The sequence below is a fragment of the Nocardiopsis sp. NPDC006139 genome, assembly GCF_040614155.1.
In the GTDB taxonomy this organism is placed as follows: domain Bacteria; phylum Actinomycetota; class Actinomycetes; order Streptosporangiales; family Streptosporangiaceae; genus Nocardiopsis; species Nocardiopsis changdeensis.
This window is the reverse complement of sequence record NZ_JBEXTT010000028.1, coordinates 13943-33706: the sequence shown is the minus strand read 5'-3', so window position 1 is coordinate 33706 and position 19764 is coordinate 13943. Positions and strand designations below refer to the sequence as shown.

At 74.5% G+C, this 19764-nt stretch carries 20 protein-coding genes; 10 read left to right on the top strand and 10 right to left on the bottom strand.

Annotated elements, in window-relative coordinates:
* Positions 1-74: 74 nt before the first annotated feature.
* Positions 75-410: a hypothetical protein gene (locus tag ABZ249_RS28180; RefSeq protein ID WP_355268875.1), complete on the bottom strand. Its 336-nt coding sequence runs from the start codon at positions 408-410 to the stop codon at positions 75-77.
* Between the two features lie 136 nt (positions 411-546).
* Here ABZ249_RS28180 and ABZ249_RS28175 point away from each other — a divergent pair, with 136 nt between their 5' ends.
* Positions 547-1386 (top strand): alpha/beta fold hydrolase, encoded by an 840-nt coding sequence (locus ABZ249_RS28175; protein WP_355268873.1) that lies wholly within the window; start codon positions 547-549, stop codon positions 1384-1386.
* On the opposite strand, the gene ABZ249_RS28170 is transcribed toward ABZ249_RS28175, so the two are convergent.
* Positions 1375-2187 carry a TetR/AcrR family transcriptional regulator gene (locus ABZ249_RS28170; protein WP_355268871.1) on the bottom strand — a complete coding sequence of 271 codons (813 nt, stop codon included), beginning with the start codon at positions 2185-2187 and terminating at the stop codon, positions 1375-1377. The two genes, ABZ249_RS28175 and ABZ249_RS28170, sit on opposite strands and share 12 nt — an antisense overlap.
* 70 nt (positions 2188-2257) lie before the next feature.
* On the opposite strand from ABZ249_RS28170, the gene ABZ249_RS28165 reads away from it, so the two are divergent.
* Positions 2258-4525 (top strand): excinuclease ABC subunit UvrA, encoded by a 2268-nt coding sequence (locus tag ABZ249_RS28165; protein WP_355268869.1) that lies wholly within the window; start codon positions 2258-2260, stop codon positions 4523-4525.
* A 55-nt stretch (positions 4526-4580) separates the two neighbouring features.
* Here the strand turns inward: ABZ249_RS28165 and ABZ249_RS28160 are convergent, their stop codons facing one another.
* Entirely contained in the window at positions 4581-5537 is a 957-nt protein-coding gene (locus ABZ249_RS28160) for a helix-turn-helix domain-containing protein (RefSeq protein ID WP_355268867.1), read from the bottom strand.
* Positions 5538-5609: 72 nt separating this feature from the next.
* Between ABZ249_RS28160 and ABZ249_RS28155 the strand changes: the two genes are divergently transcribed.
* Positions 5610-6659, top strand: coding sequence for a saccharopine dehydrogenase NADP-binding domain-containing protein (locus ABZ249_RS28155; RefSeq protein WP_355268864.1), 1050 nt, complete (start codon positions 5610-5612; stop codon positions 6657-6659).
* An 81-nt stretch (positions 6660-6740) separates the two neighbouring features.
* On the opposite strand, the gene ABZ249_RS28150 is transcribed toward ABZ249_RS28155, so the two are convergent.
* The gene (locus ABZ249_RS28150) at positions 6741-7472 is read right to left on the bottom strand and encodes a hypothetical protein (protein WP_355268862.1); all 732 of its coding nucleotides are present in this window, start codon (positions 7470-7472) and stop codon (positions 6741-6743) included.
* 227 nt (positions 7473-7699) lie between these two features.
* Positions 7700-8050, bottom strand: coding sequence for a hypothetical protein (locus tag ABZ249_RS28145; RefSeq protein WP_355268860.1), 351 nt, complete (start codon positions 8048-8050; stop codon positions 7700-7702).
* Positions 8051-8177: 127 nt separating this feature from the next.
* On the opposite strand from ABZ249_RS28145, the gene ABZ249_RS28140 reads away from it, so the two are divergent.
* The 3 genes from ABZ249_RS28140 to ABZ249_RS28130 all read left to right on the top strand — a co-directional run bounded on the left by ABZ249_RS28140 (position 8178) and on the right by ABZ249_RS28130 (position 10677).
* Complete coding sequence (locus tag ABZ249_RS28140) at positions 8178-8798, top strand: TetR/AcrR family transcriptional regulator (protein ID WP_355268858.1); 621 nt, start codon at positions 8178-8180, stop codon at positions 8796-8798.
* A gap of 33 nt (positions 8799-8831) precedes the next feature.
* Positions 8832-10001: an acyltransferase gene (locus tag ABZ249_RS28135; RefSeq protein WP_355268856.1), complete on the top strand. Its 1170-nt coding sequence runs from the start codon at positions 8832-8834 to the stop codon at positions 9999-10001.
* Between the two features lie 133 nt (positions 10002-10134).
* Complete coding sequence (locus tag ABZ249_RS28130; RefSeq protein WP_355268965.1) at positions 10135-10677, top strand: sugar O-acetyltransferase; 543 nt, start codon at positions 10135-10137, stop codon at positions 10675-10677.
* A 51-nt stretch (positions 10678-10728) separates the two neighbouring features.
* On the opposite strand, the gene ABZ249_RS28125 is transcribed toward ABZ249_RS28130, so the two are convergent.
* The gene (locus tag ABZ249_RS28125) at positions 10729-11052 is read right to left on the bottom strand and encodes a helix-turn-helix domain-containing protein (protein WP_355268854.1); all 324 of its coding nucleotides are present in this window, start codon (positions 11050-11052) and stop codon (positions 10729-10731) included.
* Positions 11053-11186: 134 nt separating this feature from the next.
* Here ABZ249_RS28125 and ABZ249_RS28120 point away from each other — a divergent pair, with 134 nt between their 5' ends.
* Complete coding sequence (locus ABZ249_RS28120) at positions 11187-12077, top strand: NAD(P)-binding domain-containing protein (RefSeq protein WP_355268852.1); 891 nt, start codon at positions 11187-11189, stop codon at positions 12075-12077.
* A 54-nt stretch (positions 12078-12131) separates the two neighbouring features.
* Here the strand turns inward: ABZ249_RS28120 and ABZ249_RS28115 are convergent, their stop codons facing one another.
* Complete coding sequence (locus ABZ249_RS28115; protein WP_355268850.1) at positions 12132-14018, bottom strand: ABC transporter ATP-binding protein; 1887 nt, start codon at positions 14016-14018, stop codon at positions 12132-12134.
* A 99-nt stretch (positions 14019-14117) separates the two neighbouring features.
* A complete protein-coding gene (locus ABZ249_RS28110; protein ID WP_355268848.1) occupies positions 14118-14804 on the bottom strand; it encodes a GAP family protein in 687 nt (228 codons plus the stop codon).
* A 66-nt stretch (positions 14805-14870) separates the two neighbouring features.
* On the opposite strand from ABZ249_RS28110, the gene ABZ249_RS28105 reads away from it, so the two are divergent.
* Positions 14871-15518: a TetR/AcrR family transcriptional regulator gene (locus ABZ249_RS28105; RefSeq protein ID WP_355268846.1), complete on the top strand. Its 648-nt coding sequence runs from the start codon at positions 14871-14873 to the stop codon at positions 15516-15518.
* Positions 15519-15617: 99 nt separating this feature from the next.
* On the top strand, positions 15618-16178 hold the full coding sequence (locus tag ABZ249_RS28100; RefSeq protein WP_355268844.1) for a GNAT family N-acetyltransferase: 561 nt from the start codon (positions 15618-15620) through the stop codon (positions 16176-16178).
* A gap of 6 nt (positions 16179-16184) precedes the next feature.
* Here the strand turns inward: ABZ249_RS28100 and ABZ249_RS28095 are convergent, their stop codons facing one another.
* On the bottom strand, positions 16185-16604 hold the full coding sequence (locus ABZ249_RS28095) for a MarR family winged helix-turn-helix transcriptional regulator (protein ID WP_355268842.1): 420 nt from the start codon (positions 16602-16604) through the stop codon (positions 16185-16187).
* A 111-nt stretch (positions 16605-16715) separates the two neighbouring features.
* Here ABZ249_RS28095 and ABZ249_RS28090 point away from each other — a divergent pair, with 111 nt between their 5' ends.
* Positions 16716-17204: a macro domain-containing protein gene (locus tag ABZ249_RS28090; protein ID WP_355268840.1), complete on the top strand. Its 489-nt coding sequence runs from the start codon at positions 16716-16718 to the stop codon at positions 17202-17204.
* 140 nt (positions 17205-17344) lie between these two features.
* Here the strand turns inward: ABZ249_RS28090 and ABZ249_RS28085 are convergent, their stop codons facing one another.
* Positions 17345-19753: a PEP/pyruvate-binding domain-containing protein gene (locus tag ABZ249_RS28085; protein ID WP_355268838.1), complete on the bottom strand. Its 2409-nt coding sequence runs from the start codon at positions 19751-19753 to the stop codon at positions 17345-17347.
* Between the last annotated feature and the right edge of the window lie 11 nt (positions 19754-19764).

The window sequence follows — 19764 nt, the reverse complement described above, 5'->3', positions numbered from 1 at the left end:
CCCCGGCCGCGCACCCGGTTTTCACAGGTCGGCACCGCGGTCGGGCCCGCGCCGCCCCTGGCTGCGGTCCGGGCTCAGGAGCCGTCGCCGGTGAAGTAGTGGGAGATGTCCTCCCACGTGAAGGGCTCGCGCCAGGCGGGGGCGCCGGTGAGCCAGCCCGACATCGCGGTGGCGACCTCCTCGGGGGACTCGGTGTACGTGCGGTGGTGCTCGGTCGGGCCGCCGTCGCGGTACTCGAGCTGGTACCGGCCCTCCCGATGCCTCCACAGCACCTGCACGTAGTGGTCGTCGGCGCGTTCGACGATGAGGAACTCGTTGCCCGCCTCCAGGCCCGCCACCATCGTGTCCACGTCCCGGGGGGTGGGGTCGTGGACCGTCCGTCCGCTCTCGTCCCATGCCTTGGTGGTCATGGGGCGAGTATCGGCCACGGGTGCGACATCCGCGACCACTACTCCCCAACATTCCTTTTGACTCCCCACTAAAGGGAAGTTTAGAGTACAAAAAAGCACTCCAATGGGGAGTGATGGGGGAGGAAGGGGAGTTCCGATGAACGCCATCTACCGGTCCGAGGCCGGGGAGCGGGAGGTCCGGCGGCGGTACCTGGAGGCGCTGGACGCCTGGCCGGTGCCCGCCGAGCGGGTGCGCCTGCCCACCCGGGAGGGCGAGACGTTCGTCCTGGCCTGCGGCCCGCGCGACGCGCCGCCCGTGGTGCTGCTGCACGGCTCGGGGGCCAACTCCTCGGTGTGGGCGGGCGACGCCCCCACCTGGTCGCGGCACCTGCGGATGTACGCCGTGGACCTGGTCGGCGAGCCCGGGCTGAGCGCCCCCGCCCGCCCCGCCCTGGACTCCGACGCCGTCGCCCTGTGGCTGGACGACGTCATGGACGGGCTCGGCCTGTCCCGGGCGGCCTTCGTGGGGATGTCCCTGGGCGGGTGGACCGCCCTGGACCACGCCGTCCGCCGGCCCGGGCGGGTCGAGCGGCTGGCGCTGGTGTGCCCCGGCGGCATCGGCCGCCAGACCCCGCTGCGGCTGGCCCCGGCCCTGGCCTGGACCCCCTTCGGCCGGTGGGGCAGGCTCCGCTCGGTGCGCGCCGTCCTGGGGCTGCACGAGCCCCGGTACGCGCCGCTGGTGGAGGAGGTCGCCGCCGCCTTCGGGGAGTTCCGGCCGCGCACCGAGACCCTGCCCGTGTTCTCCGACGCCGCCCTGCGCTCCCTGGACATGCCGGTGAAGGCCGTGATGGGCGACAGGGACCTGATGCTCGACTCGGCGGACACCGCGCGGCGGCTGCGCGCCCACGTCCCGCACGCCGAGGTCACCGTGCTGCCCGGCGTGGGGCACGCCGTCATCGGGCAGGGCCCCGCGGTGCTGGACTTCCTACGCGCCTGAGTGCTCCGGGACCTCCAGCTGCGCCTCCAGGGAGTCCAGGACGGAGGCCAGCCCCGCCCGGAACGTCTCGCGGGCCTCCTGCTCCAGGTAGGGCTCGGACTCGTCCCCGTTGGCGAACGCCCCCGCCCGCGCCATCGCGGTCAGGGTGGGGAAGCGCGCGCCGAAGTCCGGGGCGACCTCGTCCAGCAGGCCCGACCGCTCGCGCCACCACACGTCCTCGGGGATCCCGGTGACCGCCCCCGCCCGGCGGGCCTCAGCGGCGACCTGCACCTGGCCGCGCACCAGGTTGAACAGGGTCCCGTAGGCGGTGCGGATGCGCGCCGGGGGCAGGCCCGCCCGGTGCAGCACCGCCGCCAACGACTCGAAGAGCCGGTACTCGTTGGGGCCCAGCACCGGGCGGGCGGTGGAGACCTCCAGGGTCCAGGGGTGGCGCAGGTAGAAGTCCCACAGCCGCACGGCCCAGGCCTCGGTCGCGGCGCGCCAGCCGGGGGAGCGGTCGGCCTCCGCGGCGTCGGCGGGCTCGCCGAAGACGTGGTCGTACATCAGCTCGACGAGTTCGTTCTTGCTGGCCACGTAGGTGTACAGGGACATGGCGGTGCGGCCCAGGCGCTCCCCGACCGCCCGCATGGACAGCGCCTCCATGCCCTCGGCGTCGGCCACCTCCACGGCGGTGGCCACCACCAGGTCCACGGTGAGCTCGGGTCGGCGGCCGGCGGCCGGGGCGGGGGCCGCCTCACCCGGGGAGCGCCACAGCAGGGACATCGTGCGGCGTGCGTCTCCGCGCCCGGGGTACACGACCACGAATGTCCTCCTTATGGCATAAACTCGACCGGTCTGAGAGTTTATCGCATAAGGAAACCTGGAGAACAGCGTGCGAACCGAGCATCCGGCCGACGGCCACGACACCATCCAGGTCCGCGGTGCCAGGGAGAACAACCTGGCGGGGGTCGACGTCGACATCCCCAAGCGCCGCCTGACCGTCTTCACCGGCCTGTCCGGCTCCGGCAAGTCCTCCCTGGTCTTCGGGACCATCGCCGCGGAGTCCCAGCGGCTCATCAACGAGACCTACACGACCTTCATCCAGTCGTTCATGCCCAACGTCGGCCGCCCCGAGGTGGACACGCTGCGCAACCTCAGCGCCGCGATCATCGTCGACCAGGAGCGCATGGGCGCCAACTCCCGGTCCACCGTGGGCACCGCCACCGACGCGGCCGCCATGCTGCGCGTGGTCTTCAGCCGCGTGGGCACCCCCCGCCTGGAGCCCTCCAGCGCGTTCAGCTTCAACAACGCCGAGGGCATGTGCCCCGAGTGCGAGGGCCTGGGCCGGGTCAACGCCATCGACATCGGCGAACTGGTCGACGCCGACCTGTCCCTGAACGAGGGGGCCATCACCGCCCCCGGCTACGGGGTGGGCACCTGGTACTGGCAGGTCTACGCGGGCTCCGGCCTGCTGGACCCGGACAAGAAGGTGCGCGACTACACCGAGCAGGAGCGCGAGACCTTCCTGTACCACCCGGTCACCAAGGTCAAGGTCGGCACCAACAACATCAGCTACGAGGGCCTGGTCCCCAAGATCAAGCGCACCTACCTGTCCAAGGACCGCGAGAAGATGCAGGCGGGGCTGCGCGCGTTCGTGGACCGCGCCGTCACCTTCTCCACCTGCCCCGAGTGCGAGGGCACCCGCCTCAACGCCGCCGCCCGCTCGGTGAAGGTCGCCGGGCGCAGCATCACCGAGTGCTCGGCGATGCAGATCGACGACCTGGCCGCTTTCGTGCGCACCCTGGACGAGCCCTCGGTCAAGCCGCTGCTGGACGGGCTGGGCCACACCCTGGACTCCCTGGTGGAGGTCGGCCTGGGCTACCTGAGCCTGGACCGGGAGTCGGGCACCCTGTCGGGAGGGGAGTCCCAGCGGGTGAAGATGGTCCGCCACCTGGGCTCCAGCCTCAGCGACGTCACCTACGTGTTCGACGAGCCCACCATCGGCCTGCACCCGCACGACATCGAGCGGATGAACAACCTCCTGCTGAGCCTGCGCGACAAGGGCAACACCGTCCTGGTGGTCGAGCACAAGCCCGAGACCATCTCCCTGGCCGACCACGTGGTGGACCTGGGGCCGGGCGCCGGACCCGCGGGCGGGCGCATCACCTACACCGGCGACGTGGCGGGCCTGCGCGCCTCGGGCACCCTCACCGGCGACCACCTGGACCACCGGGCGCGGCTGCGCGAGAACGTGCGCACCGGCCGCGGGGCGCTGTCCATCACCGGCGCCACCTCCCACAACCTCAAGGACGTCAGCGTGGACATCCCCCTGGGGGTGCTCACCGTGGTCACCGGGGTCGCGGGGTCGGGCAAGAGCTCGCTGATCCACGGGGCGCTGCCGGGCCGCGAGGGCGTGGTGGTGGTCGACCAGTCGCCGATCAAGGGGTCGCGGCGCTCCAATCCCGCCACCTACACCGGGCTGCTGGACCCGATCCGCACCGCCTTCGCCCGCGCCAACGGGGTCAAGGCGGCGCTGTTCAGCGCCAACTCCGAGGGCGCCTGCCCCGAGTGCAAGGGCGCCGGGGTCATCTACACCGACCTGGCGATGATGGCCGGGGTGGCCACCACCTGCGAGCAGTGCGAGGGCAAGCGGTTCCGCCCCGAGGTGCTGGCCCACACCCTGCGCGGCAAGGACATCAGCCAGGTGCTGGCCATGTCGGTGGTGGAGGCCCGGGACTTCTTCGCCTCCGGCAACGCCCGGGTCATCCTGGACCGGCTGCACGACGTGGGCCTGGGCTACCTGGGCCTGGGCCAGCCGCTGACCACCCTGTCGGGCGGCGAGCGCCAGCGGCTGAAGCTGGCGATCTCCATGGCCCGCCAGGGCGCGGTGTACGTGATGGACGAGCCCACCACCGGCCTGCACCTGGCCGACGTGGACCGGCTGCTGGCGCTGCTGGACCGGCTGGTGGACGACGGCAACACGGTGATCGTGATCGAGCACCACCAGGCGGTGATGGCCCACGCCGACCACATCATCGACCTGGGCCCGGGCGCCGGGCACGAGGGCGGCCGGGTGGTGTTCGAGGGCTCCCCGGCCGAGCTGGTCGAGAAGGGCGACACCCTGACCGCCCGCCACCTGCGCACCTACCTGGGCCGCTGACCCGACGGGCGGCGGTGCCGCCGGCCCGCCCGCCGCGCACCCCGCGGCGGGCGGGTCAGCGGGAGGGGTGCAGGGAGCGGAAGGCCGAGCGGTAGGCCAGGGGGCTCACACCGACGGCGCGGTGGAAGTGGCGGCGCAGCGTGGCGGCCGTGCCCATGCCGCAGCGGGCGGCGATCTGCTCCACGCTCGCGTCGGTGCCCTCCAGCAGCTCCCGGGCCAGGCCCACGCGCTGGCGGTGCAGCCACTCCAGCGGGGACGTCCCGGTCTCGGCGTGCATGCGCCGGGCCAGCTGCCGCGGGCTCAGCCCCGCCCGGCGGGCCAGGTCGGCCACGGTCAGCGGCCGGTCCAGCCGGGCACGGGCCCACTCCAGGGCCTCGCCCAGCCCGTCGCGGGTGCGCGGCACGGCGGGCGGGGCGATGAACTGGGCCTGCCCGCCCGGCCGGTGGGCCGGTGCGACCAGGCGCCGGGCCAGCCCGTTGGCCGCGGCGGCCCCGTGGTCGGTGCGCACCACGTGCAGGCACAGGTCCAGCGCCGCCGTCTTGCCCGCGGCGGTCAGCACCCGCCCGCCGTCGGTGTACAGGACGTCGGCGCGCACGTCCACGCGCGGGTGGCGGCGGGCCAGCTCCCCGGCGTGCATCCAGTGCGTGGTGGCCTCAAGGCCGTCCAGCAGCCCCGCGGCGGCCAGTACGAACGCCCCCGTGCACAGCGAGACCACCCGCCGCCCGGCGGCGTGGGCGGCGCGCAGCGCCGCCAGGAACACCGGGTCGGGCTCCTCCAGCGGCCGGTGGGAGGCGGGCACGACCACGGTGTCCACCGCGGCCAGGTCCTCCCAGCGGCGGGCGGGCACCCCCGGCAGCAGGGGGGCGGGGGCGCCGTCGGCGGTGTGCGCGCTCAGCCGGTACCAGTCGCCGTCGGCGGACAGGTCGGAGCGGTCCACCCCGAAGACCTCGGCGGCGATCGCCGTCTCGTAGGGCATGGTGTGCTCGTGCAGGGCGATCCCGACCGTGTGCATGTCCGAAAGTGTACGCAGGGCGTCGGATCGGACGCTGGTCGGCGGGGTCTGCCGGGCCCGAGGATAGGGGTCATGAACTCCTCGACGACTCATCGGTCCGCGCGCGGCAGGGTAGTGGTGTACGGGGCCTACGGGCACACCGGCAGGTTCGTGGTGGCCGAACTGCTGCGGCGCGGGCTGGAGCCGGTGCTCTCCGGGCGCAACGCGGACCGGCTCGCGGACCTGGCCCCGGCCCACCCCGGCCTGGAGGTGCGCCCGGCCCCGGACGCGCGGGCGCTGGGCCGGGCGGTGGCGGGCGCCGCGGCGGTGGTCAACGCCGCCGGGCCCTTCCTGGACACCGCCGGGCCGGTGGCGGCGGCCGCCGTTGCGGCCGGGGCCCACTACCTGGACGTGACCGCCGAGCAGCCCGCCGCCGCGGCGACCCTGCGCGACCATGCCGCGTCCGCCGCGGCGGCGGGGGTGGCGGTGCTGCCCGCGATGGCGTTCTACGGCGGGCTGGCCGACCTGCTGGCCACCGCCGCGGCCGGCGGCGACCCGGTGCAGGAGGTCACCGTGGCCGTGGGCCTGGACGGGTGGCGGCCCACCGAGGGCACGCGCGTCACCGGCGAGCGCAACACGGCCCCGCGCCTGCTCGTCGAGGGGGGCCGGCTCGTGCGGCTGGAGGAGGTCGCGCCCGCCGGCCGCGACTGGGACTTCCCCGGGCCGCTGGGGCGCCAGGCGACGGTCCCCCTGCCCTTCTCCGAGATCGTGCTGCTCCACCGCCACCTGGGCGCGGACCGGATCACCTCCTACCTCAACGAGGGGCCCCTGGCCGAGCTGCGCGACCCGGCCACGCCCGGCCCCGAGGCCGCCGACGCCACCGGCAGGTCGGCCCAGCGGTTCGCCGTCGACGTGCGGGTGCGGGTGGAGGGGACCGAGCGGCGGGCCACCGCCTCGGGGCGGGACATCTACGCGGTGACCGCGCCGCTGCTGGCCGAGGCGGTGGTGCGCCTGCTGGACGGGCGCGTCCGCGCCGTCGGGGCCCTGGCCCCGGGCGAGGTGTTCGACGCCGCGGACTTCCTGTCGGCGCTGGCTCCCGACCCCCTGGCCCTCACCCTGCCCGCAGCGGTCCCGGTCCCCTAGGGCGGCCCCGGGGTCCGGCACCGCGTGTTCCCGGTGCGGCCGCCCGAGCGGGCGGCCGCACCGGACCTGCGAGGGGACAGGTCAGGAACCCTGCTCCACCAGGGCCTTGAGGCGGCTCAGGCGCTCGCGCCAGAACTCCTTGGCCCCGGTGGCCGCGTCCGGGTCGGCCAGCCGGGACTGCTCCACCGCCACCGACACCCGGTCGGCGTCCCTGGCGGTGAGGTAGAAGACCACCCGGGTGCCGTCGCCCAGGTCGGCGGTGACCCGCTTGGGCGGGTTGTCCGAGCGCACCGTCAGGTCCAGGTCGGCCAGCCACCGCTCGCGGACGTCCTTCTCCGACAGCGCCGCGAAGACCTCCTCCGCCGGCGCGCGCACCGTCTTGGAGGCGTTGGCCGAGTAGCCGTCCTTGCGCTGGCCGGGGGCGCGCATCCCGCGCTCCTGCTCGTAGGCGACCGTCAGCGACTGCGCCCACCAGCCCGCGACGTCCCGCTCCCGGACCAGGTGGGCGGCGATCTCCTTGTGGGTGCGGCCGGTGGCGCCCCAGGCGTCCAGCACGGCGAACCACTCGTCGTAGCCGCGCCCGGTGCGCTCGCGCACCGCGTCGGAGGACACCCGGGCCCGCATGGTCGCGGTGGCCTGCCCCGGGGCGGCGGGCGCGGCCGGCTCCGGTGCCGTGGCGGGGGGTGCGGGGGCCTCTCCGGCCGCGGGGCGGGCCCCGTCGGGGAGCAGGTGGGCGCGGGCCGCGGTGTAGCTCTCCCCGGTCTTGGCCATCCGGGTGCGGACCTGCTGCTTGAAGGACTTGTGCCTGGTCATGACGGCTCCTCGGCGACGGCGGCACGACCCACGCTCGTCCACCCCGCCGGTAGGGCGCATCAGACCGGCGTCCCGAGGACTCTCAGATCCCCTTTGCCCCCTCTCAGCCGGCGGCGTGGGCGCCGGAACCGGGGGTTGGGCGCGGGACGGCGCCACCTCCAGGGTACTCCGTCCCCACCGGTTCCTCCAAGCCCGCCCGCCCCTCGCGGGTGCCCCGACGGCCCTGTTCAGGGGCGGCGGGCGAGGAACAGGGCGTGCCCGCCCTCCCCTTCGGGCACGAACTCCTCCGCCTCCACCGCCGGCCCCGCCCCGGTGATCCACTCGCGGTAGCGGGCGGCGTCCGCCTGGCTCCACCACATGGGGACGCCGCCGCCCGGCCGGTCGGGGTCCGCCCCGGTCCAGGTGCGGTGCCCCGTGGTGGCCGGCAGGGTCCCGCCCGGCCGCAGCCACCGGCCGATCCGGCCCAGGAGGTCGGCGATCCACGGCCCGTACTCGGAACCGGCGCCGAAGGCCTCGTCGTAGCGGTGGGACAGGGCGTCGTAGCCGCGCCGCACGGTCTCCCTGGGGTCGGTGTCCATGCCGGGGACGCCGGCCGCACGGCCGAGGCCGGGCGAGGGGTTTTCCGCACCCGGCCCCGGGGGCGGGTCGGGGGCGGCTCAGGGGCATCCCCGATGGATTCCAGGCCGCCCGTGTTAGATTCTGGCCATGCGGTCAAAAAATGAGACGGACGGTCAGAAAAGGTCCTTCATCGAGGAGGCCCGGCGGAAGCAGATCATCGCGGCGGCGGTCGCGACCATCGCCGAGGTGGGCTTCCCGAAGGCCTCCCTGGCCCGGATCGCCGCCACGGCGGGCGTCAGCAAGGGGGTCATCTCCTACCACTTCGCGGGAAAGGACGAGCTGGTGGACCAAGTGGTCGTCACGGTGTACACCGAGATCGCCGACACGCTCCTGCCCCGGCTCGCCGAGCAGGAGAAGGCCACCGACGTCGTCCGCGCCCATGTCCTGGGGGTGGCCGAGTATGCCCTGGCCCACCCGGACCGGCTGCGCGCGCTCACCGAGATCTTCGTGCACGACCGCGGCGCCGACGGGGTCCCCCGCTACGGCGCCGTGGCCGCCGAGCCCCTGTACGAGTCCCTGGAGGGGCTCTACCGCGAGGGGCAGGCGCGCGGGGAGCTGCGCGAATTCGACGTCCGGGTCATGGCGGTCACCCAGCAGTCGGCCATCGACGCGATGTTCGGCTACTGGATCTCCCGCCCCGAGACCGACCTGCTCGCCCACGCCCGCGAGCTCGCAGACCTGTTGGTACGCGCGGTGCGGCCCGACTGAGCCGTACCCCCCATCCCCTTGGACGAGGACACCATGTCACAGCACGCCCCACCCCGCACCGCCGCCGGACCCGGTGGCGGGCCCCGCACCCGCCTGCACTACATCGACAACCTGCGGGTGGCGCTGACCGTCCTGGTCGTGCTCCACCACGCGGCCCTGACCTACAGCAACATCCCCGTGTGGTTCTACCTGGAACCGGTGGGGGACGCCTCGGCCGGGCTGCTGGACCTGTTCATCGTCCTCAACCAGACCTACTTCATGGGCCTGTTCTTCCTGCTGTCGGGCTACTTCACGCCCGGTTCGGCGGACCGCAGGGGCGTGCGCGGGTTCGTGCGCGAGCGCCTGGTCCGCCTGGGGGTGCCCTTCCTGCTGTTCGTGCTGCTGGTGCGGCCGCTGCTGATGATCCCGCCCTACCAGGACGCGCTGGCCCAGGGCCTGGCCGGCGACATGCCGTTCTGGCTGTTCGCGATCGTGGCCTACGACCCGGGCCCGATGTGGTTCGTGGAGGTGCTGCTGGTCTTCGGCCTGGCCTACGCGCTGGTCCGGCGGCTGCGCCGGGACCGCGGCCGGGCCCCGGAGCCCCGCCCGGCCGACGGCGCGCGGCTGCGCTGGCTGTGGCCGGTGGTGGGGTTCACCCTGGCGCTGGCCGTGGTCTCGTTCCTGTGGCGGTGGGTCAACCCGGCCCCCTACTACTGGCCGGTCCTGGGCCTGCCCAGCCCGAACTACCTGCCCCAGTACGTCTCCCTGTTCGTGGTCGGGATCCTCGCGTTCCGCGGCAACTGGGCCACCCGCCTGCCCGGCGCGGCCGGGTGGTACGGGGCGGGCACGGCGCTGACGGCCCTGGTCGCCTTCTTCGCGGCCCAGGGGGCGCTGGGCGGCGCGGAGGCCGCGGCGAGCACCCCGCAGGCGCTGGCCCTGATGGTGCTGGAGACCTTCCTGTCGGTGGGCACCATCCTGGCGCTGCTGGTGTTCTTCCGCCGGTTCGTCGCCGGCGGCGGGCCCCTCTCCCGGTTCCTGTCCGCCAACGCGTTCGCCGTCTACGTCCTGCACCCGCTGGTACTGGTCGCCGGCGGGGTGCTGCTGGCCGGATGGGAGGCGCCCGCGGCGGTGAAGTTCCTGGCCCTGTCCGCGCTGGCGGTGCCCGGCTGCTGGGCGCTGGCCGCCGCGGTCCGGGCGGTCCCGGGCGTCAAGAGGATCCTGTGACCTGATCCGGAGGGGCCGCCCCGCACGGGGCGGCCCCTCCTTTTTCCGGGTGCCCGCGGGGAGGTGGGACGGCTAGGGTGCGGGGGTCGACCATCCCTGGGAAAGGACCCGTGTGGCCAGTCAGAAGGAACGCATGCTCGCCGGTGAGCTCTACCGGTCCGACGACCCCGAGCTCCAGGCCGAGCTGATCCGCGCGGAGAAGCTCGCGCACCGCTACAACACCTTGGAGCCGGACGACCCCGCCCGCCGCGAGGCGCTCGCCGAACTCCTGGGCGGGCTGGGCGAGGACACCTGGATCCGGCCGCCGCTGCGGGTGGACTTCGGCTACCACATCACCATCGGCCCCCGCTCGTTCGTCAACTGCGGGGCCGTGATGCTGGACGTGGCCCCGATCCGGATCGGCGCGGACGTGCAGATCGGCCCCAACGTCCAGCTGCTCACCCCCACGCACCCGATCGAGCCGGGGCCGCGCCGCGACAAGTGGGAGGCGGCCGAGCCCATCACCATCGGCGACAACGTGTGGCTGGGCGGCGGCGTCATCGTCTGCCCGGGCGTGAGCATCGGCGAGAACACGGTGGTGGGCGCGGGCGCGGTGGTCAGCCGCGACCTGCCCGCCAACGTGGTCGCGGTGGGCAACCCGGCCCGGGTGATCCGCGAGATCGACCCCGAGTCCTGAGCACGCCGCTGTGACGGGCCGCCGTGAGGGGCCCGCCCGCGGGCGGGCCCCTCACCCCTGGAGGCGGTCCATGTTCTCCTCCCCCCAGGCCCCCAGCGCGTTCAGCGCGGGGACGAGGGAGCGCCCGAACTCGGTGAGGGAGTACTCCACCCGGGGCGGGACCTGTTCGTGGACGTGCCGGTGCACCAGCCCGTGCGCCTCCAGTTCGCGCAGCTGGAGGATGAGCACCCGTTCGCTGATGCCCTCAACCGTGCGGCGCAGCTCCCCGAACCGGAGCGGCTTCTCCTGGAGCCACCACAGGATGAGGGCCTTCCACTTGCCGCCCATGGCGTGCATCGCCGCGTCGAGCCCGCAGATGTAGGTCCGCCCGCTCATCACCCCTCCTCACTGACGAAAATGCCGGTACCCGATAAAAATATCGGTACTTGAAGAAATGTTCGTACCCCGACCAGCATGGGAGCGGACCCGGGCGCCGGCCCGGGGATTCCTTCGAGGACGGGGAGAACGACATGGCGAAAGAGCGGCGCACGGCGGTGACCGTCATCGGACTCGGGCTCATGGGCTCGGCGCTGGCGCGGGCGTTCGTCCGGGCGGGCCATCCGACGACGGTGTGGAACCGCAGCCCCGGCAAGGCGGCCGCGCTGGTGGCCGAGGGGGCCGGGGCCGCCGGGTCGGTCGCGGCGGCGGTCGCGTCGAGCCCGCTGGTCATCGCGTGCCTGAGCACCTACGACGCCACGCTCGCGGCGCTGGACCCCGCCGCCCCCGAGCTGCGGGGGCGCACCCTGGTCACCCTCAACTCCGGCACCCCGGCGGGGGCGCGGCGGATGGCGCGGTGGGCGGCCGGGCACGGCGCCCGGTTCCTGGACGGCGCGGTCAAGGACGTGCCCACCGCGGTCGGGGGAGCCGACACCCTGCTGTACTACGGCGGCGACCGCGAGGTGTTCGAGGAGTACGAGCCGGTCCTGCGGGTCCTGGGCGGCGACACCGTCCACCTGGGTTCCGAGCCCGACCTGGCCGCCCTGTACGAGACGGCGGTGGGCGTTCCGCTGCTGCCGGCCCTCCTCGGGTTCTTCGAGGGGGCGGCCCTGATGCGCGAGCGGGGACTGGAGGCGGCGGCGCTGGTGCCCTACTCCGTCAGATGGCTGGAGATGATCGCCTCGGTCCTGCCCCTGTTCGCGCGGGAGATCGACTCCGGGGACTACTCCGACCCGGTCTCCACGGTGGCGACCTTCCACGCGGGGATCCCCGAAGCCGCCCACGCGGCGCGGGAGGCCGGCGTGGACACCGCCTGGCGCGAGGCCATGGACGAACTGCTCGAACGGGCCGTCGCGCAGGGGCTCGGCGACCGGAGCATCGCGGCACTGTACGAGCTGCTCCGGCGGCCCGAGCCGGTGTCCTGACGAGGTGACCGCCCCCCGGTGTGGCGCCACCGGGGGACGGGGTCGGTCGGCCCCTCAGGAGGGGGCGGTGGCGGAGGGCTCCCCGGCGGCGAACTGGGTGCGGTACAGCTCCGCGTAGCGGCCGCCCCGGGCGAGCAGCCCGGCGTGGTCGCCGCGTTCGACGATCCGCCCGCCCTCCACGACCAGGATGGTGTCGGCGGCGCGGACCGTGGCCAGCCGGTGGGCGATCACCAGGGCGGTGCGCCCCTCCAGGGCCTCGGCCAGGGCGGCCTGGACGGCGGCCTCGGAGGTGGAGTCCAGCGCCGAGGTGGCCTCGTCCAGGATGACGACCTGGGGGTCGCTCAGCAGCAGCCGGGCGATGGTCAGGCGCTGGCGCTCCCCGCCGGAGAACCGGTAGCCGCGTTCGCCGACGACGGTGTCCAGCCCGTCGGGCAGGGAGGCCACCAGGTCGGCCAGGCGGGCGCGGCGCAGGGCGTCCCAGACCTCCTCGTCGCCGGCGTCGGGGCGGCCCAGGGTCAGGTTGGCGCGGATGGACTCGTGGAACAGGTGGCCGTCCTGGGTGACCATGCCCAGGGCCCCGCGGATCGAGGAGAAGGACAGCTCGCGCACGTCCCGCCCGCCCAGGCGGACGGTCCCGGAGTCGGGGTCGTACAGGCGCGGGGCGAGCTGGGCGATGGTGGACTTGCCGGCCCCGGAGGAGCCGACCAGGGCCACGGTGGTGCCGGGTTCGACGGTGAAGGACACCTCGTGCAGGACCTGCCGCCCCTCGGCGGGGTCCAGGACGGCGACCTCCTCCAGGGAGGCCAGGGACACCTTGTCGGCGGCGGGATAGGTGAAGGAGACCCGGTCGAACTCCAGGGACGCCGGCCCGGGCGGCAGGTCGGCGGCGCCGGGGGCCTCGCGCACCAGCGGCTCCAGGTCCAGGACCTCGAAGACCCGGCTGAAGGCGACCAGGGCGCTCATGACCTCCACGCGGGCCCCGGCCAGGGCGGTCAGCGGCGCGTACAGGCGGGTGAGCAGCATGCCCATGGCCACGACGGTGCCGGCGTCCAGGCCGCCGGACAGGGCGCTGAAGCCGCCCAGCCCGTAGACCAGCGCCAGCGCCAGGGCCGAGACCAGGGTCAGGGCGGTGAAGAACACCTCCTGGACCATGGCGGTGCGCACGCCGATGTCGCGGACGCGGTCGGCGCGGCGGGCGAACTCGGCGGACTCGCGTTCGGGGGAGCCGAAGAGCTTGACCAGGGTGGCCCCGGGCGCGGAGAACCGCTCGGTCATCTGGGTGCTCATGGCGGAGTTGTGCTGTGTGCGCTCGCGTTCGATGCGGGCCAGGCGGGCGCCCATGCGGCGGGCGGGGTAGACGAACACGGGCAGCATGACCAGGGCGGCCAGGGTGATCCACCAGGACAGGGTGAGCATCACGGCCAGCGCCAGGACGAGGGTGACCAGGTTGCTGACCACCCCGGACAGGACGCTGCTGAAGGCCCGCTGAGCGCCGATGACGTCGTTGTTGAGGCGGCTGACCAGGGCTCCGGTGCGGGTGCGGGTGAAGAACGCGACCGGCATGCGCTGGACGTGGTCGTAGACGGTGGTGCGCAGGTCCAGGATGAGGCCCTCGCCGAGCCCGGCCGACAGGCGCCGCACGATGAGGCCCAGGGCGGCCTCCAGCAGGGCGACGGCGGCGATGAGCCCGGCCAGCAGCAGGACGGTGCGGGGCGCCCCGCCGCTGACGATGGTGTCCACGACCCGGCCGGCCAGCAGCGGGGAGGCGACCGCCAGGACGGAGACGGCCACGCTCAACGCGAGGAACCAGGTCAGGACGCGGGCGTGCGGCCGGGCGAAGCCCGCGATGCGGCGCAGGACGGGTAAGGAGAAGGGACGGCGGTCCTCACGGGCGTGCATGGCGTGGTAGATCGAGTTCCACGCGGCCATCTCCATGCTCATGGGCGGTCACCGGTTCCGTTCGGGGAGTTGCGGATACCGGAACGTTACGACCTGAACCAATGTTGAGGTCAACTTCCGGGCCGGCCCGTGTCGGCGGATTCAGCCGACGTGGACCCCGAACCTCTCCAGGGCGCCGGTGAGCCACAGACCCTGGCGCAGCACCAGGAAGCCGACGATGCCCACGATCCAGGGCAGCGCCTCGCGCCCGCTCGACTCGATCCCGGTCCGCCACTTCTCCAGCCGGGGGCGCGCCCGCTCGCCCAGGGCCCGGTACCCCAGGTAGAGCAGGAGGCCCGGCGCGACCATGACGAGGTTGTAGGCGGCCAGCACCGGCAGCCACACGGCGGGGGCCAGGCCGGCGGCGGTCATGATGCCGATGGCGCCGAAGTAGGGCAGGGCGGTGGAGCCCTCCAGCAGCCCGGTGCCCAGCCCCAGGGCGACCATCGCCCCGACGCGCAGGGACTCCGGGCGCCGGGGGCGCGGCTCGGTGGACATGAAGAACGAGTACACGAGGGCCGCGCCGCCCGCCACGGTCAGGACCCAGCCCAGGGCGGTGTCGTCGAGCAGGCCCCCGACCCTCTCCAGGGCGGCCCCGGCGCCGAACATGAGCGCGCACCCCAGGGCGAAGTAGAACGCGGCGACGGTGCCCAGGTAGGCCAGCAGCGGGCGGGCCGCCGAGCGCGCCCCGCTCAGGAGCACGTACAGGGAGACGCCGATGACGGCGGGGCTGAGGGTGTCCAGCAGGGCCAGTCCGGCGACCGGCAACAGGACGTTCAGAGACGGCACGGGGGGCTCCTCTGTTTTCTCACGGCTGTGCGAAATAAAATAACACAGGTGTGTTAGAAAGTACGCATGCCGAAGATCGTCGACCATGAACAACGTCGTCGCGAGCTCGCCGACGCCCTGTGGCGGATCGTCGCCTCCCAGGGGCCGGCCGGGGTGTCCATCCGCTCCGTCGCCGCCGAGGCGGGCTGGTCCCCGGGGGCGCTGCGCCACTACTTCCCCACCCGCGAGGAGCTGCTGCTGTTCGCGATGGACCTGTCCGAGGCCCGGGCCGTGGAGCGGATCACCCGCCTGCACGAGCACCTGGAGCCGGGCCTGTCCATGCTGGAGACGCTGGCCGCCTACGCCGAGCAGCTGCTGCCGCTGGACGACGACCGCCGGGCGGAGTACCGGGCCTGGGAGTCCGCCGGGATCCTCCGCGAACAGGACCGCGACCGCGCCCGGCGCTGGCAGCAGCAGCGCGGCCTGTACCGCCGCCTGGTCTCCGCGCTGGCCGGGGTCGAGGTGGGCGATGACCCCGAGAGCCCCCACACCGACCCGTGGGTGGAGGAGTGGTCGACGCACCTGCACTCGATCGTGGACGGCCTGGCCCTGCAGCTGATGGTCACCCCGGGCATGACCGACCCCGAGGACTGCCGCCGCAGGCTGCGCGCCTTCCTGGCCCGGGTCGCCGAGGCGGCGGAGTACCGCGAGAAGAACGCCCCGGACGATGACTGAAGCGACCTTTGGTGCCCTATGTGACCAAGGTCCGGATTCTGGGCACCGCGCCCGGGCCGTTAGGGTGTGAGCCCAGCGACACCACCACGGGGGGCACGGGTGACCACGGACAGCACGGAGAAGACCACCGGACCAGAGTTGACCTACCGCCACGCCGGCCGGGACGACGTGCCCGCCCTGGTCGAGCTGGTCAACTCGTGCTACCGCGGCGACTCCTCCCGCCGGGGGTGGACCACCGAGGCCGACCTGCTGGAGGGCCAGCGCGTGGACGCCGAGGGGCTGGCCGCGCTGCTGGAGCGCACCAACACCCTCATCCTGCTCGCCGAGGCCGACGGGGCCCTGGTGGCCTGCTGCGAGCTCCAGCGCGGCGTCAACGGCGCCTACTTCGGGATGTTCTCCGTGCGCCCCGACATCCAGGGCGGCGGCCTGGGCCGGCGCGTCCTGGCCGAGGCCGAGCGCACCGCCGCCCAGGAGTGGGGCTGCCGCCTGATGCGCATGAAGGTCCTCAAGCAGCGCCCGGAGCTGATCGCCTGGTACGAGCGGCGCGGCTACACCAACACCGGCCGCACCGAGCCGTTCCCCTACGGGGACGAGGCCTTCGGGCTGCCGCGCCGGGACGACCTGGCCTTCGTGGAGCTGACCCGGGAACTGCCCGCCTGAGCGGCCTCAGCCGGCGTCGGGTCCGGCCTCCAGGTTGGCCGACATCCGCTCCAGGACGCTCACGGCGGCCCGGTACTCCTCGGCGCCGATGCCGCGCGAGATGCGCTCGCGGGAGGCCCGGACCTTCCCGAACAGGTCGTCGTGGGCCCGGCGGCCGGCGTCGGTCAGGTCCAGGGCGACCAGGCCCTCCAGCCAGCCGCGCCGGCGCAGGTCCTCCACCGCGGGGGCCGTGCTCACCTCGCTGTCGTCCAAAAACGCGGCGAGCCTGCGGTCCAGGTCGGCCAGGGTGCCGGGCTCCTCGTACAGGGAGTGGAGCACCTGCCACTGGCGCCGGCCCAGCGACTCCGAGGCCAGGGTCCGGTCGAAGTCGTTCTCGATGAGCCGGTCCAGGTGCTTGAGCCAGTAGCCGATGGGCAGGTCCGACATGCTCTCCCCCTTTGGAGACAGTCACTTACTATCGACATCGGTAAAGATACATCTTTATGGTTCCGGTGTCGTCCCCCGTCTGTGTCCTACCCGCCCGCTAACCTGGCCGCCATGTCCGACACCCCCGCCCCGCTGCGCATCGTCCGCGGCGACGCCACCGTTCCCCAGGCCGCCGGGCCCAAGATCATCGCCCACGTGTGCAACGACCGCGGCGGCTGGGGCAAGGGGTTCGTACTGGCCCTCTCCAAGCGCTGGCCCGAACCCGAGCGCGACTACCGCGCCTGGCACCGGGAGCGGGCCCGCAACGGCTTCGGCCTGGGCGCGGTGCGCCTGGTGCGGGTCCAGGCCGACACCTGGGTGGCCAACATGGTCGGCCAGCACGGCACCAGGCGCGGCAGCGGCGGCCCGCCGGTGCGCTACGAGGCCATCGCCGCCGGCCTGCGCACGGTGGCCGGCCACGCCCTGGAGCTGGGCGCCACCGTGCACATGCCGCGGATCGGCTGCGGCCTGGCGGGCGGCAGGTGGGAGCGCGTCGAACCGCTGGTGCGGGAGGAGCTGTGCGCCCGCGGCGTGGCCGTCACCGTCTACGACGTCGACTAGCCCGCGTTCTTTCGAGCAGCCGCGCTTCGGCCCGCCCGCCCAGTGGCGCAAGGCCCCCGACGGACGGCCTGCGGCCACGGGCTCTCCCCGGGGGGCCGCTCACGCGGGCCTCCCTCCTCCCGTGTTCCCGGCCTCTCAGATCAGTGCACCCGGCCCTCGGGCTCGTGGACGGTGACCGTTCCGGCGGCGCCGTCCACGGTGACCGTCTGCCCGGTCCGGATGCGCTCGGTGGCGTCCGGAACGCAGATCACCGCCGGAATGCCGTACTCGCGGGCCACGGTCGGCCCGTGCGCCATCACCGCGCCGGTCTCGGTGACGAGCCCGCCCGCGGTGAGGAACAGCGGCGTCCACCCCGGGTCGGTCGTGGGCGCGACGAGGACCTCGCCCGGCTCCACCGACGCCGTCGCCGGATCGCGCACCACACGGGCGCGGCCGGTGACCCGCCCGGGGGCCGCCCCGGTGCCGGTGAGCGCCCTGCCGTCCGCGGCCCGGGACGGCAGCAGGGTCTCCACGTCGGTGCCGTCGTCGAGCAGGGCGACCGGGACCCGCCGGCGCCGCAGCTCCCGGGCGTGGAGCTCCCGGCGCCGGGCGACCTCGGCGCGCGGGTCCGCGCCGCCTTCCGCCACCGAGCGCAGCTCGGACGGGTCGAGGAACATGACGTCCCCGGCCCGGTCCAGGAGCCCCTGCCCGTGGAGCCGGGCACCGATCAGCAGCAGGCGCCTGCGCCGGTCGCGCAGCGCGTACAGCCCGGCGAACTTGCCCGCCTCGCGCAGCCCTCCCAGTTCGCGGGCCCGGCGCAGGAAGAAGGCGGCGATCCGGCCGCGCACCGGTCGGGCGCGCCGCGCCCGCCCGGAGAGTTCGGCGAGCATGGCCTCGGCCCGGGCGGCGGCCCGCCCGAACCTCTGGTCGGGGGCCTGTCCGGGGTCGGTGACCCGCAGGTAGCCGGCCAGGGCCGCGAAGACCGGTGCGGGGTCCTCCGACCAGCGCGGGACGCCGACGTCGACCTCGGCGGCCGAGCGGACGCCGTAGCGGTCCAGGAAGGCGTCCAGGCCGAAGTCCGGCAGTTCGCCGGCCAGGTGGGCGGCCGCGAGCTCCTGGGGCGGGGTGCCCAGCAGCCGCTCCCGGTACGGCTCGGCGTCGCGGGCCACCCGCCAGAGCGCGAGGTCCATCTGGAGGGTGACGTTGTGCGGCATGCCGCCCAGGACGGTGCGGATCTCCTCGTCGGTGGCGATCCCCCGAAGCAGCGGGGGCAGGGCGGCGCACACCGCCAGGCCGCTGACGACGGGCCACAGGACCGGGTCGGGGCGCTCCTGCGGGTGCTCGCCCTCCTCGACCAGGTCCAGCAGCTCCCCGACGGCGGGCGGGTCGGCGACGGGCCGGAGCCGCAGGCGTTCGAGCTCGTCGAACACGCGGGCGCGCGCGGCCCCGGGGCGGGCCAGCGCGCCGAGGATCCCGGCGGCCGCCCGCGGCGCGGCCGCCAGTGCGGCCGCGCCGCGCCTGCGCGCGGCGGGCAGCGGGGCGAAGCGGGGGTCGTCGAGCATGTGCTCGACCACGGCCTGGGCGCGCGGCCCGAAGTCGACCGCCATCAGCCCCACCAGCCGCCGCCGGGTCGCGGGGTCGCGCATCGCGTCGGTCAGGTCGCCGTAGAGCCGCCCGCCGATGTCGACGATCTCGACGGTCAGGCCGAAGGAGGCGAGCATGCCCGCCAGCACCGACTTCAGGGTCGCCATGCCCATGGGGGTGGCCGGGCGGAGCATGCCCTGGACGTGCCCGAACTCGACGTACAGCCGCGGGCCCGGCCCCGCGCCCCGCGGGGGCTGCGGGAACAGGGTGGTGATCGGCCGCGACTGCAGCAGCCACAGGGCGCCTTCGCGGTCGTAGGCCCATTCGACGTCCTGTTCGGCGCCGAGGGCGCCGCGGAGGCGCTCGCCGGCCCGGCGCAGTTCGTCCAGGCGGTCCGGGGTGAGACAGCCGTGCCCGGCCGGCGCCGAGCCGTCCAGGACGTAGCGGTCGGCGGCCGCGGTCCCCTCGACCACGGCGGTGCCCGGGCCGGGGGCGGCCTCGACGACGGTCCGGCCGCGTGTGCCGGTGAGCGGGTCGGCGGTGAACAGCACGCCCGCCACCTCGGCGTCGACCATCCGCTGGACGACCACGGCCATGTGCGCGTCCGCGTGGGCGATCCCGGCGGCCTCGCGGTAGGCCCCGGCGCGGTCGCTGTGGAGCGAGTCCCAGCAGGCGCGCACGGCCCCGAGCAGGTCCTGCGCGCCCTCCACCGACAGGAACGTGTCGTGCTGTCCGGCGAAGCCGGCCTCGGGCAGGTCCTCGGCGGTGGCGCTGGAGCGCACGGCGACCGGCCCGCCGCCGAGCCGCGCGTAGGCCGCGAGCACCTCTCGGCGGGGCACCTCGCCGCGCCGGTACGCCCGGGTCGTGACGCAGAAGCCCTCCGGGACCCGTTCGCCCAGGCGGATCAGCGCGGCCAGGCCCGCGGCCTTGCCGCCCACCAGGTCACGCCGGCCCGGGTCGACCTCCGACAGTTCGAGCACGTCCATTCCGGCACCCC

Bases quoted from the DNA above. Each gene is read 5' to 3' on its own strand.
- ABZ249_RS28105 (WP_355268846.1), top strand. From the start codon at position 14,871: ATGCCGAAGATCGTCGACCATGAACAACGTCGTCGCGAGCTCGCCGAC.
- ABZ249_RS28155 (WP_355268864.1), top strand. From the start codon at position 5,610: ATGAACTCCTCGACGACTCATCGGTCCGCGCGCGGCAGGGTAGTGGTG.
- ABZ249_RS28090 (WP_355268840.1), top strand. From the start codon at position 16,716: ATGTCCGACACCCCCGCCCCGCTGCGCATCGTCCGCGGCGACGCCACC.
- ABZ249_RS28120 (WP_355268852.1), top strand. From the start codon at position 11,187: ATGGCGAAAGAGCGGCGCACGGCGGTGACCGTCATCGGACTCGGGCTC.
- ABZ249_RS28160 (WP_355268867.1), bottom strand. From the start codon at position 5,537: ATGCACACGGTCGGGATCGCCCTGCACGAGCACACCATGCCCTACGAG.
- ABZ249_RS28150 (WP_355268862.1), bottom strand. From the start codon at position 7,472: ATGACCAGGCACAAGTCCTTCAAGCAGCAGGTCCGCACCCGGATGGCC.
- ABZ249_RS28135 (WP_355268856.1), top strand. From the start codon at position 8,832: ATGTCACAGCACGCCCCACCCCGCACCGCCGCCGGACCCGGTGGCGGG.
- ABZ249_RS28140 (WP_355268858.1), top strand. From the start codon at position 8,178: ATGCGGTCAAAAAATGAGACGGACGGTCAGAAAAGGTCCTTCATCGAG.
- ABZ249_RS28125 (WP_355268854.1), bottom strand. From the start codon at position 11,052: ATGAGCGGGCGGACCTACATCTGCGGGCTCGACGCGGCGATGCACGCC.
- ABZ249_RS28085 (WP_355268838.1), bottom strand. From the start codon at position 19,753: ATGGACGTGCTCGAACTGTCGGAGGTCGACCCGGGCCGGCGTGACCTG.
- ABZ249_RS28145 (WP_355268860.1), bottom strand. From the start codon at position 8,050: ATGGACACCGACCCCAGGGAGACCGTGCGGCGCGGCTACGACGCCCTG.
- ABZ249_RS28115 (WP_355268850.1), bottom strand. From the start codon at position 14,018: ATGAGCATGGAGATGGCCGCGTGGAACTCGATCTACCACGCCATGCAC.
- ABZ249_RS28180 (WP_355268875.1), bottom strand. From the start codon at position 410: ATGACCACCAAGGCATGGGACGAGAGCGGACGGACGGTCCACGACCCC.
- ABZ249_RS28130 (WP_355268965.1), top strand. From the start codon at position 10,135: ATGCTCGCCGGTGAGCTCTACCGGTCCGACGACCCCGAGCTCCAGGCC.
- ABZ249_RS28175 (WP_355268873.1), top strand. From the start codon at position 547: ATGAACGCCATCTACCGGTCCGAGGCCGGGGAGCGGGAGGTCCGGCGG.
- ABZ249_RS28095 (WP_355268842.1), bottom strand. From the start codon at position 16,604: ATGTCGGACCTGCCCATCGGCTACTGGCTCAAGCACCTGGACCGGCTC.